Annotated in this window: 11 protein-coding genes and 1 pseudogene; 7 read left to right on the top strand and 5 right to left on the bottom strand. The window is 41.6% G+C overall.

Going from position 1 to position 14,759, the window contains the following annotated elements; translation table 11 throughout:
• Positions 1-372: 372 nt before the first annotated feature.
• Positions 373-1,233: a DegV family protein gene (locus tag AC6RGY_RS11465; protein ID WP_499863160.1), complete on the top strand. Its 861-nt coding sequence runs from the start codon at positions 373-375 to the stop codon at positions 1,231-1,233.
• Positions 1,234-1,649: 416 nt separating this feature from the next.
• Positions 1,650-2,510 (top strand): DegV family protein, encoded by an 861-nt coding sequence (locus AC6RGY_RS11460; RefSeq protein ID WP_499863158.1) that lies wholly within the window; start codon positions 1,650-1,652, stop codon positions 2,508-2,510.
• A gap of 420 nt (positions 2,511-2,930) precedes the next feature.
• Here the strand turns inward: AC6RGY_RS11460 and AC6RGY_RS11455 are convergent, their stop codons facing one another.
• Together AC6RGY_RS11455 and AC6RGY_RS11450 are read right to left on the bottom strand one after the other, a co-directional pair.
• Positions 2,931-3,977 carry a hypothetical protein gene (locus AC6RGY_RS11455; protein WP_499863156.1) on the bottom strand — a complete coding sequence of 349 codons (1,047 nt, stop codon included), beginning with the start codon at positions 3,975-3,977 and terminating at the stop codon, positions 2,931-2,933.
• Positions 3,978-4,069: 92 nt separating this feature from the next.
• Positions 4,070-4,825 carry an NAD-dependent epimerase/dehydratase family protein gene (locus AC6RGY_RS11450; protein WP_499863154.1) on the bottom strand — a complete coding sequence of 252 codons (756 nt, stop codon included), beginning with the start codon at positions 4,823-4,825 and terminating at the stop codon, positions 4,070-4,072.
• Positions 4,826-5,976: 1,151 nt separating this feature from the next.
• Between AC6RGY_RS11450 and AC6RGY_RS11445 the strand changes: the two genes are divergently transcribed.
• Both AC6RGY_RS11445 and yhbH read left to right on the top strand, forming a co-directional pair.
• Positions 5,977-7,875 (top strand): PrkA family serine protein kinase, encoded by a 1,899-nt coding sequence (locus tag AC6RGY_RS11445; RefSeq protein WP_499863152.1) that lies wholly within the window; start codon positions 5,977-5,979, stop codon positions 7,873-7,875.
• 25 nt (positions 7,876-7,900) lie between these two features.
• Complete coding sequence (gene yhbH / locus AC6RGY_RS11440) at positions 7,901-9,058, top strand: sporulation protein YhbH (protein WP_499863150.1); 1,158 nt, start codon at positions 7,901-7,903, stop codon at positions 9,056-9,058.
• Between the two features lie 185 nt (positions 9,059-9,243).
• Here yhbH and AC6RGY_RS11435 read toward each other — a convergent pair whose 3' ends face one another.
• The gene (locus AC6RGY_RS11435) at positions 9,244-9,429 is read right to left on the bottom strand and encodes a hypothetical protein (RefSeq protein ID WP_499863148.1); all 186 of its coding nucleotides are present in this window, start codon (positions 9,427-9,429) and stop codon (positions 9,244-9,246) included.
• Between the two features lie 18 nt (positions 9,430-9,447).
• Positions 9,448-10,512 (bottom strand): DUF5677 domain-containing protein, encoded by a 1,065-nt coding sequence (locus tag AC6RGY_RS11430; RefSeq protein ID WP_499863146.1) that lies wholly within the window; start codon positions 10,510-10,512, stop codon positions 9,448-9,450.
• Positions 10,513-10,702: 190 nt separating this feature from the next.
• On the opposite strand from AC6RGY_RS11430, the gene AC6RGY_RS11425 reads away from it, so the two are divergent.
• Positions 10,703-11,056 carry a hypothetical protein gene (locus tag AC6RGY_RS11425; protein ID WP_499863143.1) on the top strand — a complete coding sequence of 118 codons (354 nt, stop codon included), beginning with the start codon at positions 10,703-10,705 and terminating at the stop codon, positions 11,054-11,056.
• 116 nt (positions 11,057-11,172) lie between these two features.
• On the top strand, positions 11,173-11,412 hold the full coding sequence (locus AC6RGY_RS11420; protein ID WP_499863141.1) for a hypothetical protein: 240 nt from the start codon (positions 11,173-11,175) through the stop codon (positions 11,410-11,412).
• Between the two features lie 1,884 nt (positions 11,413-13,296).
• On the opposite strand, the gene AC6RGY_RS11415 is transcribed toward AC6RGY_RS11420, so the two are convergent.
• Complete coding sequence (locus AC6RGY_RS11415) at positions 13,297-13,875, bottom strand: phBC6A51 family helix-turn-helix protein (protein WP_499863139.1); 579 nt, start codon at positions 13,873-13,875, stop codon at positions 13,297-13,299.
• 362 nt (positions 13,876-14,237) lie between these two features.
• On the opposite strand from AC6RGY_RS11415, the pseudogene AC6RGY_RS11410 reads away from it, so the two are divergent.
• Positions 14,238-14,423: pseudogene (locus tag AC6RGY_RS11410) on the top strand (DUF6980 family protein).
• Positions 14,424-14,759: the final 336 nt, after the last annotated feature.

Here is a 14,759-nt window from a genome sequence, read left to right as displayed (position 1 = left end):
AACGAAAACTTCTCCTAATTTACACTTTTCAAGTGCATCTCCCTTTCCTGTCTATTCATCCGGATCTTCACTTCTTCACAGCCAATCAGGATGAAAAGAGTGACAATCCAATAGGCAACTACCTGCTACTGAGAATCTTTCTTGAAACAACGAATCACTTATGATTATACTAATAGAACATTGGAGGGTACTGCTTGTATGAAAACAAGGTACCCTGCTTTCCTTGACGTTATATGGGTGTGAAGGAAACCCAACCTATGTCTGTTCGTGATAAAAGAGTCTGTCATCCATTAAACAAGGTGACCTACTCTCGCTCCCGACCACCCAACCATTACGTCACAAATACATTGTTTTATCCAAGGAGGGAATAGGGTGGCTCGTATCGCCTTGATCACAGACAGCTCCTGTGATTTACCTAAAGATTTAGTAGAAAAATGGAATATCGAAATTATACCTCTGCGTATTAACTTCTCCCATGGAGAATATCGCGATGGAGTGGATATTACGTCGGCTGAGGTAGCTGACCAATTAGATAAAGAGATTCCGACCACTTCGATGCCTTCACCAGAAGATATCCATGCTACCTTTCAACGTCTACAAGATAATGGATTTACGCACTGTATTGTCGTTCCTATCTCTGCCGCAATGAGTGGAACGTTCAACACTTTTCGCCTTGCCGCTGAGGGTTATGATATGAACATCAAAGTCATTGATTCCAGTTCACTGTCGTGGGAGCTGGGTCTCATCATATTGGAAATTGCTCGCCTCATTCAACAGCAGCTCGATTTCCAAGAAATCGTAGATAAGATCGATGAAGTGAAGAAGAAGGTGAAAGGTTATTTCGTCTTAGACTCACTAGAGTATCTAAAGAAAGGCGGGCGCATTGGTACAGTCACCAGCTCAATTGGCTCGCTACTCAACATCAAGCCTATCATCACCCCCAATGAGGAAGGGAAATTTGTTCCTCATACGATTGCAAGAGGTCAAAAACAAGCTCTTCGTAAAATGCTCCAGCCCATTATGAAGCAAATGGAGTCTACCCGCGCAACCATCGCGATCTTTCACAATCGGGCGGAAGAAGAAGCTGAGAAGCTAAAGAGCAAATTTAGCGAGTTTGAAAACGTACGTGAGATTTATATGGGCTCCGTAAGCCCAACACTCTTGGTTCATTCCGGTCCCAAACTTCTCGGTGTCGCCATCAGTACTTTTGAAAAAGGTGACGAAGACCAATAAACATGGACGTAACGAATTAACAGAAGCGTGCTCTTTGTTCCCACTAGTGGAGCGAAAAGCACGCTTTTTCACAGCAAAAACAAATACGTCGGTTGCATTTCATACCGTCCTTATCGAATAAGATCTAATATCATAATATTTCGTAAAATAAGCGTGAAAAAAACCCTCGCTCTGCTAATCATCAACAAAGCGTGTACGGTATTCTTCATGAGATCGAGCTATAAAAGAAACATCCATCGGCCCCCTCAGGAAATGATTCGTGATAAAGGGTAGATGAAGAGAAAGAACCCTGTCTAGTTCATGGATCGGCACTAGACCCATTGCCTTCAAGTATTATATAATAAAATCTCCATTTTGTTATCGCTTTCATATCTATTATTAATAAAATTTGGTAACAGAAAGAAGGGATCTCCTCAATGAACAAACTAGCTATTGTCACAGATAGTTCCTGTGATCTGCCACAGGAACTCGTACAAAAATGGGGGATTGAAGTTGTTCCGCTACGTATCAATTATGAAAATGATGAGTATCGTGATGGAATCGACATCACTTCGGAAGAAGTGGCCAACCACTTAGAAGAAGAAATTCCCAAAACATCGATGCCCACACCAGAAGACATTTATGCTACCTACCAACGTCTCCAACAAAGTGGTGTCACCCATTGTCTCACTTTTACTGTCGCTGCAGCGGTCAGTGGCACCTATAATACCTTTCATCTTGTTGCCCAAGAGTTCGAAGGAATGAAAATTGAAGTAATCGACTCCAAAGGAGTTTCGTTTCTCCTAGGGTTTCTCGTCCTGGAAGCGGCTCGTCTCATCCGAGAAAAGACGAGTGTCCCTGAAATTTTGAATATAATAGAAGAAACCAAACAAAAAATCAAAGGATATTTCGTACTAGATACACTGGAATACTTGCGAGCCGGAGGCCGAATCGGTAAAGTAGCTAGTTCTCTAGGGTCCCTCTTAAACATTAAGCCGATCATTACGTTTGACCGAGACGGAAAACTCTTTCCACACACCGTCGCTCGCGGTAAAAAACAAGCTCTCAATAAGTTGCTAAATCCGGTATTGAAACAATTAGAAACCACCCGTGCCCACATCGCCATCATGCACACACGTGCAGAGAAAGAAGCTCTCGCCATAAAAGAGAAGATCTTGGCACATGGAAATGTGCAAGATCTCTACGTCGAAACCGTCAGCCCTGCTCTCATGGTACACGCTGGACCTGGTCTATTAGGAATTGTCGTACATTCATTGGATGATCAACAAAGCGAATAAAACCAAGGATAAAAAGAGACTGGTCACCACAAAGTTCCAGTCTCTTTTTATATCTCCATTTTAGAATGTTCTCTCACGAGATTCGACAACACACGATAACGTCTAACCTTCTTGTCATTGCGCACAGCATTCCAGGGACAGGAAACCAGGGGCATACGTTCGTAACCTCTTCGAAGTCTCCCAATCAGCTATCGTCAAGAATCATACATTTCTTCATTCTCCATTATTCATCCATACACATACAAATGGAGCAACCTCCATCCGATCGGGATGAACTTCGCTGCTCCATTTGTATCTTCTCCACCATCATTGTAGAAATGCTCAGAAGAATTAGCAACGTTGCTTAACGGATTTCCCTTGCGTTGGACCCACCACTAAGCAAATCTCAGTGACACTAAGATTTGCTTGGTTAGGACGTCCTTACTTTTTCTCAAACTCCTCGTAAATTCGCATCAACAGAACTGCTCTTAACTCCACAAGTTCTGGGTAGTCATAGAAAAAGGCTATCTTCTGATTTGCTATCGTGTTGGGGTTACTGGGCTTTTTTTTGAAAACAAAGTGTGTAAATGACTCGGCAATATCCTCTCCTGGATTAGTAATCGCATAATCAGTGACAAACATCGCTTGATGACCATAATAAAAATTCCAATATTGGCTATCATTGTTTTCTAAATCGAGGGAGGCCCAGTCACTTTCTATTTCAGTCCAAAATTCTTGATAGAATCGGTCAATGTAAGAGTTCCAAGCAGTGCAACCCTCATACGCATAATAAGTCTCGCAGTCTTCCTTAAAACTTACAAATTGGAATTGCCTCTCCCTTAATGTTAGCAGGTGTCCCAATTCATGAATGACAGTCTCAGTGAGTCCTTTTTTACTTTTTAACATCTTATGGTTAATTCCAAATCTCCACCATTCCCCATCAAATCCAAAGCCCTCCCCGCCAACCTCGACATATCCGAAGGTTTCTTTGTCCTTAAATAGAACAAAAGAACCTATATCATCTCTATGGTTTGGTGGAATAACGGACAGAATATGCCCCCATATCTCTTTGGATTTCTCATCAATGCCCTTTGGATCTTCTCCAGGAATGGTTTCTTTCAACTTATTCCCTCTGACATCGTACTCATATAAATCCTTCCAATCAACATTTTCAAGATAAATGCTATCTTCTGCTCCGATGAAAGTACCGTACTTTTGATTAATCTTTTGTAAATATTGATCGCCAATCACAATGCATTCATCTGGGTAGCAATACAATCTCGCTTTCTCTTCTATCTCCTGACTCTTCAAATTCCGGAAATATGCCTTTGTTTCTCTAATCTCTGTAGCACGAACAACTTCCGAAATTGGTTTTATCACTTTCTCTTCTTTCGCCTCAATTTCTTTTGGATTAATATCGGTTTGTATGGTGCCAGAAACAAGGATAGATATAGAAATACATATGAATAATAGCAAGCTTCTTCGCAATCTCTTCGCCCCTATACTAAATTGACATACAGTAATACATTGTAGCATAGGAACACTGCAAAGGGACTTTATTCTGTTAGAACATCCGAATTTTATTTGTCAGAAAAACGGAACCCACTCAACTTAAATGCATCGGAGTGTGGATTGTATCCTACTAATCTTTTTGTTTCTTCTATATTCAGTCGCTTGAAACGGTTATTGGAGATCCCATGTAGTATGCAGAAAGGGGGCAAATCGTCCATATTCATCGAATTCCATAGTAAGTCCATAAAATCATCGGGACTTATGTAAGCACTCATGTCTCTTGCAGTAAGCGGATTTCCCTCTGGTTTGTAGTCATCGTAGGCACCTATCCGGATGGCGATACTTTGCAGACCTTCTGAATAAGCAAAGTAGGATGCGATCGCTTCTACGAAACATTTCGTGGCACCATACATATTCTTGGGTCTAACAGCAGTATGAGCGTGTATTTGATAGTCCAGAGGATAATTCTCGATCGTCTGCGCACTTGATGCAGCAATGACACGTGTTACCCCCTGATCTTTAGATGCCCTGAAAATATTGTAGCTCCCTTTAATCGTACCTTCTAGCAAGGAATCATAAAAATCAGCATCAGGTGAAGGGTTTCCAGCCAGATGAATAACGGTATCCATATCTTTACACGCTTCCTGACAAGCATCCGGGTCAGATACATCTGTGTAAATCGTTTCGTAAACGTTTCGGTACTTCTGCAAAACAGAGGAATTGATATCTGCGAGCCTTAATTTATAGCCTTCTTTTTTGCTAAGAAAACGTACTACATCTTGACCGATTTTACCTGCAGCACCTGTGATGAGAATCCTGTTCATTTTGTTTTGCCCTCCTATGTTGACCAAATTGGAAATCAAAAAATAGCAAAGATCATCAATAGAAAGAATACATTCTTTATTCAGATGTGACCATATTATTCTATCATACTTAAACCTGACTCAAGCTAAGCAGAATGGCATGGGAACTCTTATCTACGGACAGAGTACATTCCAAACTTCAACTATCGCCCTTTCAATACATTCACAGGTCAGTGAAGCATTGCACAAATAAGATACATCGTACTCGTTCCGAGAAGCTAAACGGGAGCCATAACTCGTGTAGGTCACTTTACGATCAGTGCTTAAAATGAAATAGAAGCGTGCTTCAGAGGAAAGCGTAGATCTTATGCGCAAGACGTATTGGCACGACTCATGCACACGTAAAAGCCGTTCTCCGTTCTCTCAACTTTGTCCGCCTGATCCGATATGACTCTGCCACGCCTTCTATGCATCATATGCGGGCTTTTTCGGTCTTCACCGTCCAGGGCACAAGACAAAAATGCTTACCCATCCATAAAATCCGACCGTTCCTCAAGATCTCCTCTAGCTCCCGTCGATGCACAGGCTTCCTAATCGCCACTTACTTCTCTGCTACCGACTCCATATCTGTATCCTCATGTTGGATCAGTCATAGTCATTCTGCCACAACCGATCATGGAGATCATTTACTGCATCTCCTTCTATTCATTTAACTGCCTATACCAGGTTAGTCAATCCATCATAGGATGAAGCAATGATGCCCACCTCCTCCCCAGGATGATGAAACCATCTAAGCTGATCTCCGCTCTGTGCACAAGGCGAGAAATAAAGAGCGCGAAGGAAGAAATTTGTGTTTGCACAGAGAAAGCCGATTCCTATGTACGAATGCCGGTATTTTTTGCCTCGGGATTAGAGGGTAGTCCCATTTTTCACCACCGAGTGTTACAGAAAAATGTCAGGAAGTGTTTTCTATCGCTCTCTTTTCCCCTTTTGAAGTGGCAAGGCCAATTTTTCTTCCCTTATTTAGTCGCAACATTGTCCGCCTACGCGCATAAATATATATAAATTTCCTTTACTACCTGACAAACTTTTCGATGGGCGTGGATGATTCTAAGAAGAAAGGCATCGAGAGAAGCAGCAGGAGGAAGCTGTTCGTAAAGGAGAGAGTGTGAATGGACATCCTGAAACGCATCGCAGAGCAGCGGGAGCAAGAAGAGAGACTCCGTTGGGAAGGTAATTTTTCAGAATACTTGCAGATTGTAAAAGAGAAACCTGAGATTGTCAAGACGGCTCATGCCCGCGTATATCAGATGATCGCAGACAAAGGCGTGGAGACGAATGAGAATGGAAATAAGCAGTATGCCTTTTTTAGCAAAGAGATTTATGGCTTAGAAAAATCGATTGAGCGTTTGGTGGAGGAATACTTTCATTCTGCGGCTCGACGACTAGACGTACGCAAGCGAATTTTGCTCTTGATGGGCCCTGTGAGTGGCGGTAAATCGACAATAGTAGATTTACTCAAAGAGGGAATGGAACAATATTCACGCACTGAAGAGGGAGCAGTCTATGCGATAAAAGGTTGCCCGATGCACGAAGAGCCACTTCATCTGATTCCCTCTCACTTACGCAAAGAAGCAGAGGAAGCATTGGGAGTCCGCATCGAAGGGAATCTCTGCCCCTCTTGTCGCCTTCGTATAAAAGAGGAGTTTGGCGGTCGAGTCGAAGATGTACCAGTGGAACGTATCTTCCTATCTGAAGATAATCGAGTGGGAATTGGTACCTTCAGTCCATCCGACCCCAAGTCACAAGATATTGCTGATTTGACGGGAAGCATTGACTTTTCGACCATAACGGAATTTGGCTCAGAATCAGATCCACGTGCCTATCGCTTCGATGGAGAGTTGAACAAAGCCAACCGTGGGATTATGGAGTTTCAGGAGATGCTTAAGTGTGATGAGAAGTTTTTGTGGAACCTGCTCTCCCTTACGCAAGAAGGGAATTTCAAAGCTGGAAGATTCGCTCTTATTAGTGCAGATGAACTCATCGTTGCTCATACGAATGAAACGGAGTATAAAGCGTTTATCAGTAACAAAAAGAATGAGGCATTGCAATCTCGGATGATCGTTCTTCCAATTCCCTACAATTTGCGTGTCTCAGATGAAGAGAAAATCTATCACAAACTCATCCAAGAAAGCGATCTGCACCATGTACACATTGCCCCCCATGCATTGAAAGCGTCTTCGATTTTCTCCATTCTGACTCGGTTGAAAGAGTCGAAGAAACAAGGCATGGATTTGGTGAAAAAAATGCGCCTCTATGATGGGGAAAGTGTGGAAGAGTTCAAAGGTGCCGATCTGGAAGAGTTGCAAAACGAACACTTGGACGAAGGGATGTCGGGCATTGATCCACGTTACGTGATCAATCGCATCTCCAGTGCCCTCATCCGTAGTGATGCAACCTGTATCAATGCACTGGATGTCTTACGTGCTTTAAAAGATGGATTGGATCAGCACCCTTCCATTACAAATGAACAGCGAGAACGCTACCTGAACTTCATTTCCATTGCCCGTAAAGAATATGATGATCTGGCGAAGAAAGAAGTGCAGAAAGCATTTGTCTACTCCTATGAAGAATCAGCCAAAACTTTACTCGATAATTATTTGGACAATGTGGAGTCTTACTGTAATCGCAACAAACTACGCGACCCCATCACAGGAGAAGAGCTCGATCCTGATGAGAAGTTGATGCGCTCGATTGAAGAACAGATCGGAATTTCAGAGAATGCCAAGAAAGCCTTCCGTGAAGAGATCTTGATTCGCATTTCTGCCTACGCGCGCAAAGGAAAACGCTTCGACTACAATAGTCACGAACGTCTGCGGGAAGCGATTCAGAAGAAATTGTTCGCAGATCTCAAAGATGTAGTCAAAATCACCACTTCTACAAAAACTCCAGACGAGAATCAGCTGAAGAAAGTAAATGAGGTGACAGCTCGCCTGATTGATGAGTATGACTACTGTCCCGTCTGCGCCAACGAATTGCTGAGGTATGTGGGTAGTCTATTAAATCGATAAGCATGAGGGACGGGAGGAGATGGAAATGTCGGAGCAAATGTTTATCCTGTCCCGGGAAGATTGGTCCTTGCACCGTAAAGGTCATCAAGATCAAATGCGTCACCAAGAAAAGGTACGAGAAGCGGTAAAAAAGAATCTACCCGATTTGATCAGTGATGAGAGTATCATCTTGTCGAACGGTAACCGGGTAATCAAGATCCCGGTACGTTCGATGGAAGAGTATCGCATTCGTTACAATTATAATAAAAGCAAGCACGTTGGCCAGGGTGATGGGGATTCTCAAGTGGGCGATGTCATCGCCCGCGAGGCCCCTGCGCAAAAAAGGCCTGGCAAAGGACAGAGTGCGGGTGACCAACCGGGACAGGACTATTTTGAAGCAGAAGTATCCATGGATGAACTCGAAGAGATTTTGTTTGCTGAATTAGCATTGCCTCGCTTGAAGAAGAAAGAAGAAGCTAAGATGGAGATTACGGATATACGATTCAATGATGTACGCAAGAAAGGCATGATGGGGAACATTGATAAGAAACGCACACTCTTATCAGCAATTAAGCGGAATGCCTTAAAGGGAGAGAGAAAAAAAGGAAGAATCTCTGTCGATGACCTGCGTTTTAAAACATGGGAAGAGATTGTAAAGCCTCATTCCAACGCCGCAGTATTGGCGATGATGGATACGAGTGGATCAATGGGGGTTTATGAAAAGTATATCGCGCGTAGCTTCTTCTTCTGGATGACACGCTTTTTGCGAACCAAATATGAGAAGGTGGAAATTGCCTTCATCGCCCATCATACAGAAGCAAAAGAAGTGAGTGAGGATGATTTCTTCACAAAGGGAGAAAGCGGAGGAACGATTTGCTCTTCGGCTTACCGCCTCGCTTGGGATTTAATTCAACAACGGTATTCACCCTCGCGTTATAACTTGTACCCTGTTCATTTCTCGGATGGAGACAATCTTACCTCGGATAATGAAAAATGCGTGGAATTAGTAGAAAAGATAATGAAGGTGTCCAATATTTTTGGTTATGGAGAAGTAAATCAGTATAACCGGCATTCCACTCTAATGAATGCATATAAACACATGGAAAACCCGAAATTCCTGCACTATGTTATTCGTGAAAAAGGGCAAGTTTATAACGCTTTGCGTCATTTTTTCTCAGAGCAAGAGGAAGAAAAGGCCATATAGGAGCAAAGAGATTGAATCACTCCGTTAAGAAAACAGCCAGTCACCGCTCGAACACCGGTGGCTGGCTCTTTCTGATAACATTAGCATTCGTATCGATCCCCTTTTCGAATTAAAGCAATCCTTTCCCTGTCGTTCCAAAATTAATATCAACATGGCGACTGTTGACGATATCCCTCATATGCCTCTCATACCGCCTCCGCGCCTTCTCCATAAGGTTCAAATTCCTTACCGAAGCCTCTTTCTTCGTTATACTTCTCGATTGCCTTACGGTACTGACTACACAACTCTCTTCCCTTAGCGCCTACCAAACGTAGGCATTTTGTTTCGATTTCGGAGTGATGCGGTGCAGTAGGTTCTGTTTCGTTATTCATTTGACGCCTCCTTTACATCTAAGATCCCTTTTGCTCTTCTTCAGTTTCAATAATTTTCCGCACCTCATTAAATAACTCTTCTGTGTCGTCTACCAGTTTCGAGAATACCTTCATAACAATTACGTTCTCATAGGATATTTTATGCCCCAATAGATTGGCAGTTACTTGAAGTAAAGATATAGCAGTGCTTATTCCCGGTAAATCTAAACCGTAGTTTGAAGCACCAGCTAGCGTCATCTCATAATTCTCAATTACCCCCAATGATTGATGAGCCTTGGAACCCGAATGAATGTAATTACACGCTAACTTGTAATAGGGGCGTAAATGATCTAAATCAATATCCTCTTCTATTCCTCTAAAATTGCGTTTTTCTTTTGACAAGATCCCGCAGCACCAGCCATAAGATCTAGCAAAATCCCTACCATACTTGGAGATCAATTCATCTCTTTTATCTCTATAATATTTAAATTCTTTCTCATCAAACCTCTCATGTCCTAAACTATCCGCGTATTTTTGGTATTCTTCCATCTCTCTATATGCCTCTATATACTTATATTCCATATATTTTTCTGCCGTCTTTTCTCCATGTTTCACCAAAAAGAACGATAACACTGCAACCTCATGCAGAGTACGCCATCGAGATAATGCCCCCTCAGGAAATCCTCCTTTTAGAAGACACAAAATCTCGTATGCTGTTTGACAAGCTCTTGCGTGATTTTTAACTAATGCCTCTGTCAAAAAACTATTTTTATTATTATTATCTAGATTCTCTTTGCAAAACTTGTCCCCACTTTCAACTGATATTACTATTAACATATGAAGATAATTCAAAGGCTTCGTCCATTTTCTATAAAGACGCGATTCAAACTCCCTTGCTAACAGTTTATGTTCCTCTAGCATATCAGCGGATCTTGATTTTAGATCTCTTAACATATTCTCTGTAGCTCGTTGAATTTTTTTAGAAAAAGCCTCGTCATAGATCTCCTGAAACTCAACCTCACTAAGTTCATTTATATCTAGGCCTAACTTGTTCAATTCTTCAAGCATCATCTCTGCAAGTACTGTGTTCAGCACTGTATTCATTGCTCATTCCCCTTCCACCACTTCGTAGAATTATTTGATAGTAATATAATAAGTATACAGTAAAGTCAGGTATAAATCAGATTATTCTACTAATGATTGTCGTAACTACAATCAGTTAAACAAGAAGTGGGCACAAAATTCGAATCAATTATAATTATATACAATATGAGAGAAATTTTATAACAAGGGGATGCTTACATGCGAAAGTACCTGCCTCTGTTATTTGCACTTGCACTCGTCTTTTACCGTAGTACCAGCGCCAGCCTACGCAACACCCGGTATGGACTGTAGCGACTTTGCAACATGGGAAGAAGCACAACGTTTCTTCGAGGATCAGGGCGGTCCGGACTCTGATCCGCATCGTTTAGACGGATATGATAACGATGGTCTAGCATGTGAGTCCCTTCCTGGATTCGATGATTTGCATGTACCAGGATCGTTTAACGGTAACCAACTCGATCCAGAACCTGAGCCAGATCCTCAACCAGAACTACCTTCCGGTGAGCGTATCAAAGCGACTGTGGACCCGAAGCATCCGAATTAACAAAAATGATGCTCGAAGGTAAAGTAATCGAATTGGAATTAGACCAAGATCATCACGACAGGTATAATAGTCTTCTCGCCTACGTTTACATAAAATACGAGGACGCAGAAACAACCATGCAAGCCGAAATCGGTTTGTGGGCCGATGAACCTTCTTGCGAATTCGAAGCCCCCGTAAAGGGTAACCCGAAAAATGAAGAACCTAAGGAAGACGACAACAAAACACCGGGCAAGGAAGAGCCGAAAGACAATAACGAAACTCCAAGCAACGACAACAATGACGATAAACAAACTGAAGAGAAAACGGATACCGTTGAAAACAAGAAAAGGCGGAAGACTGCCAAAAACCACATCTGACAAACCGATGATGATGCTTTACGGTGGGATTGCGGTTGTTATCGGATTAGCGATTATCGGATTCGTCTTCTTCTGGCGCAAACGTAAGGCTTCGTGAGGTAGGCGTAGGATAATGTTAGGTTAGTGTTTGGTTGGCAATATGAATACGGATTAGAGACGGGTGAATGCCGTCTCTTTTTCGTGTTGATTTCGCATGACATAAGGTTGGATTTGGTTTAATATTAGGAATATACCAACTGATGAGGTGAACTTATGTTTTTTTCGCTACTCTTTCTCGTAGTATTTATTATTTCATTTGCTATACTGATCGTGAGAATATATAGATCACTGAAAAGGTATCTTATAGATGTTTACAGTGATATTACTAACCTCGTATCAAAAGAACAACGCAACAAATTTATCCGAATGCTCACCTTTAAAAGAATTATAGATACGCTATCTATAATCAGAAATAATAAAAGAACAACCTACTTTAATTTGTTCACGGATATTAGTCCTCTCTACCTATTATGCGTGGTTATTTCTTTTACCGGATTCAACGGACTAATAATCTTCGCAGGAAATAGATTTATCGACTCGATAATCGCGTTTTTCTTACTAATGAATTTAGTATGCACATTGATTTACGTAAGGAAATACAACCCGCTTATTGCCTTTTTAATACTATTCGTTTACTCAACCACTTTCGTGTCGACAGCAATGGATGCATCTATAGGATTCAAAGCTTTTACTCTTGTATTCATCCTTTTACTGACATACCTTTTCCTCAGGAATGCATTAACAAGTACCCATCCTACTGATATCAAGATGATGTATTTTCTAGGCATACTCTTCAGTTTATTGGTGAATATTGGATTCATTTTCGGATCAATATACTATTATGAGCATCAACAATTGCATATTTTTTCTTGCGAACAATACAAAAGTCTAGACAACGCAGAAATAAATTGGACAACAGTTTGGGCTATAATATCCATTGGATTGAAGCCTTTATTCAATTACCCTGATACTAAAAACATAGATATCAACAATATCATTACGATTATTCCCGCATTCGAATATATTCTCGGCTACATAATTACAACCGCTTTGATTGCGTTGAGCATCTCATATATCGCCAACACACGCGATGAACCGAAGAAGGACACTTTACCCTAACCCCTTCGTCACTCTTCCGCATGCCAACGATTCCCTCGAACATTATTTTTATTACGCGGATTCTACTTACGCCAGACGCCACCCCTTCGCTACCCCCGCCTGGGGGGGTTCATAGCGTATGCGAATCGTCACCCTTTCGTCTCCCTGCATCAACGTATCGTTATTCATATCGACTCATATCGAATGCAACAAAAACATATTTTGTTACAATAAGCGAAATGTCTATCGCTTATTACGACTACACTCACGTATACCTATAAGAGGTATATGAACGTAACCATCAGTATTCACTGTGAAGCATGCGTACACATACGTAGTGCATAACGTCTGAAACCGTTGGTACGTATGGTACTACGCCTCCTCTCCATACCGTATGTCTTACGCAATATACCCCCATATCCCTATAATAGGTAGCTCCTCCGTAATGAATGAAATCGCGTATATCAAATGTAAATATACGGTATGGAGAAAGGGGAAATACGGAAAATTTCGAGGGGGACGTCCATAAAAGGCGTACAGCGGGTGTATACGATACCTCGTAGCTCGTAATCACCTTCACCCACTCGCAATCAATACGATACCTACCTTATTATACGTAATCCCCGTCAAACGAAAGTGACACCCGTAATAAAACGAAGTGCTCTGCTATTAAAACGAAACCCTCCTGTCATTAATTACGCTATACCCCGCCATCATTTTGATGCCCTCCCCGTTTAAAATTCACCACTACTCCGCTTCCTCACCATCATCTTCTTCCTGTTTACGTTTCTTAAACGAATCTGCCCTCGCTTTAATCTCGTCAAGGTCTACCGTCTTAGCACTATTCACTGTCGCATCTATCCGCACATCATCCGTTAACATGTCGCCATACGTCTTTAACAGTAATTCCGCATGCTTTGCGCTTCCCTCTTTCGCTCGTTCCACCATCGACTTAATCACGTCAGGAATGTTGTTACCAACTAAACGACGCATCTCCCGTTTTAATTCCCATTGAAACAAGTCATCCTTTAACCAGTCATATATCGTCTTCCGCGTTACTCCTACGATTTCCGCAACATGCTTCATGGAACGTGCTTGCTTCGGATCTTTACTACCGCGGTTCGGTTGCGCCAGTAATTCGATTGCTTTTAAATGGCGATGTTCCAATCGTTTTAGCGCCAAGTTCTCGTTTATCGTGCGTTGTAGGTCTTCGCTGGATAACGCAGTAGACGTATCAGCGCGAATAAACGGATTGAATACGCCTGTGGCGTTAATAGGGACGTCACAGTATTCTTGGCGTAATGGACTTCGCAATAAAATTACCAATGGATACTCCTCCTTATCCGTTTTCCTTTCGGTCTTATTTACTCGCAGTCAAGGACAGGTAAGGACTTGACAGTAATAACGTTATTTATTGCGCCATGATTAGCGTTATTACTGCGTCCCTGGCACCCCCTCCTGTCGTGCTTTTTCTTTCTCTTAACTACTTATTAGCGAATAAGTATATGGGTATAGGAACTGTAAATAAATATCATTTATTAGTAATAGATGTTTATCGCGTTGTTCATTTCGATATCTATGCGCTATAAACTGCGCTATCTTTAAACCTATATCATTAAGGTGTACTTCAATATAGTAGTAGTAGTAGAAATTTAATCTAGGAGGTATACATGAGTAAATCACATTGAATGACTTATCATGCTAATTACGTTTGTGACCAACACGAAAGTCCTTTCGATTGTCCAGATAACTTGATTTATTACGATCTAAATTCCGATTAATACGGCATTATCATTCATGACGGCGGTCCTACATACGTAATTATTTCTTTCTGCCCTTGGTGCGGAACAAAACTCCCTGAATCAAAATCGTAAATAGAACAAGTGTATCCGTCTCCTCTTCGTCAACTCACTTTGTTTGCGATGGCCCTCCCGTTTTCTTCGTTTCATAACGACTATAAAAGAACAAATCTGGACTTTTCAGCGATAATATCGGCTGTATCCGTTACTATGACTGCGATACAGCTTTTTAGTCAACGCGCAAAAAAGGTAAAACAATTAATTTTGATTGGTAGAAATAAGTTTATGTTTGCAAAAATTAAACCCTTTTCTCTAATCTCAAGGAAACCCATGTGAGAATTATGTGTGATATCCTATCTCTAATGCTCTTTCAGCCGCATCATATAAATAACCCTTCGCTAAAAATTTGCG

This window comes from Mechercharimyces mesophilus, assembly GCF_059818345.1.
The sequence above is the reverse complement of the archived record's forward strand: the minus strand, read 5'-3'. Positions and strand labels throughout refer to the sequence as shown.

What these genes read in the sequence shown, in the direction of transcription:
- AC6RGY_RS11450 (WP_499863154.1), bottom strand. Translation starts at nt 4,825, where the DNA reads ATGAACAGGATTCTCATCACAGGTGCTGCAGGTAAAATCGGTCAAGAT.
- yhbH (WP_499863150.1), top strand. Translation starts at nt 7,901, where the DNA reads ATGTCGGAGCAAATGTTTATCCTGTCCCGGGAAGATTGGTCCTTGCAC.
- AC6RGY_RS11435 (WP_499863148.1), bottom strand. Translation starts at nt 9,429, where the DNA reads ATGAATAACGAAACAGAACCTACTGCACCGCATCACTCCGAAATCGAA.
- AC6RGY_RS11445 (WP_499863152.1), top strand. Translation starts at nt 5,977, where the DNA reads ATGGACATCCTGAAACGCATCGCAGAGCAGCGGGAGCAAGAAGAGAGA.
- AC6RGY_RS11425 (WP_499863143.1), top strand. Translation starts at nt 10,703, where the DNA reads ATGCTTACATGCGAAAGTACCTGCCTCTGTTATTTGCACTTGCACTCG.
- AC6RGY_RS11420 (WP_499863141.1), top strand. Translation starts at nt 11,173, where the DNA reads ATGCAAGCCGAAATCGGTTTGTGGGCCGATGAACCTTCTTGCGAATTC.
- AC6RGY_RS11430 (WP_499863146.1), bottom strand. Translation starts at nt 10,512, where the DNA reads ATGAATACAGTGCTGAACACAGTACTTGCAGAGATGATGCTTGAAGAA.
- AC6RGY_RS11460 (WP_499863158.1), top strand. Translation starts at nt 1,650, where the DNA reads ATGAACAAACTAGCTATTGTCACAGATAGTTCCTGTGATCTGCCACAG.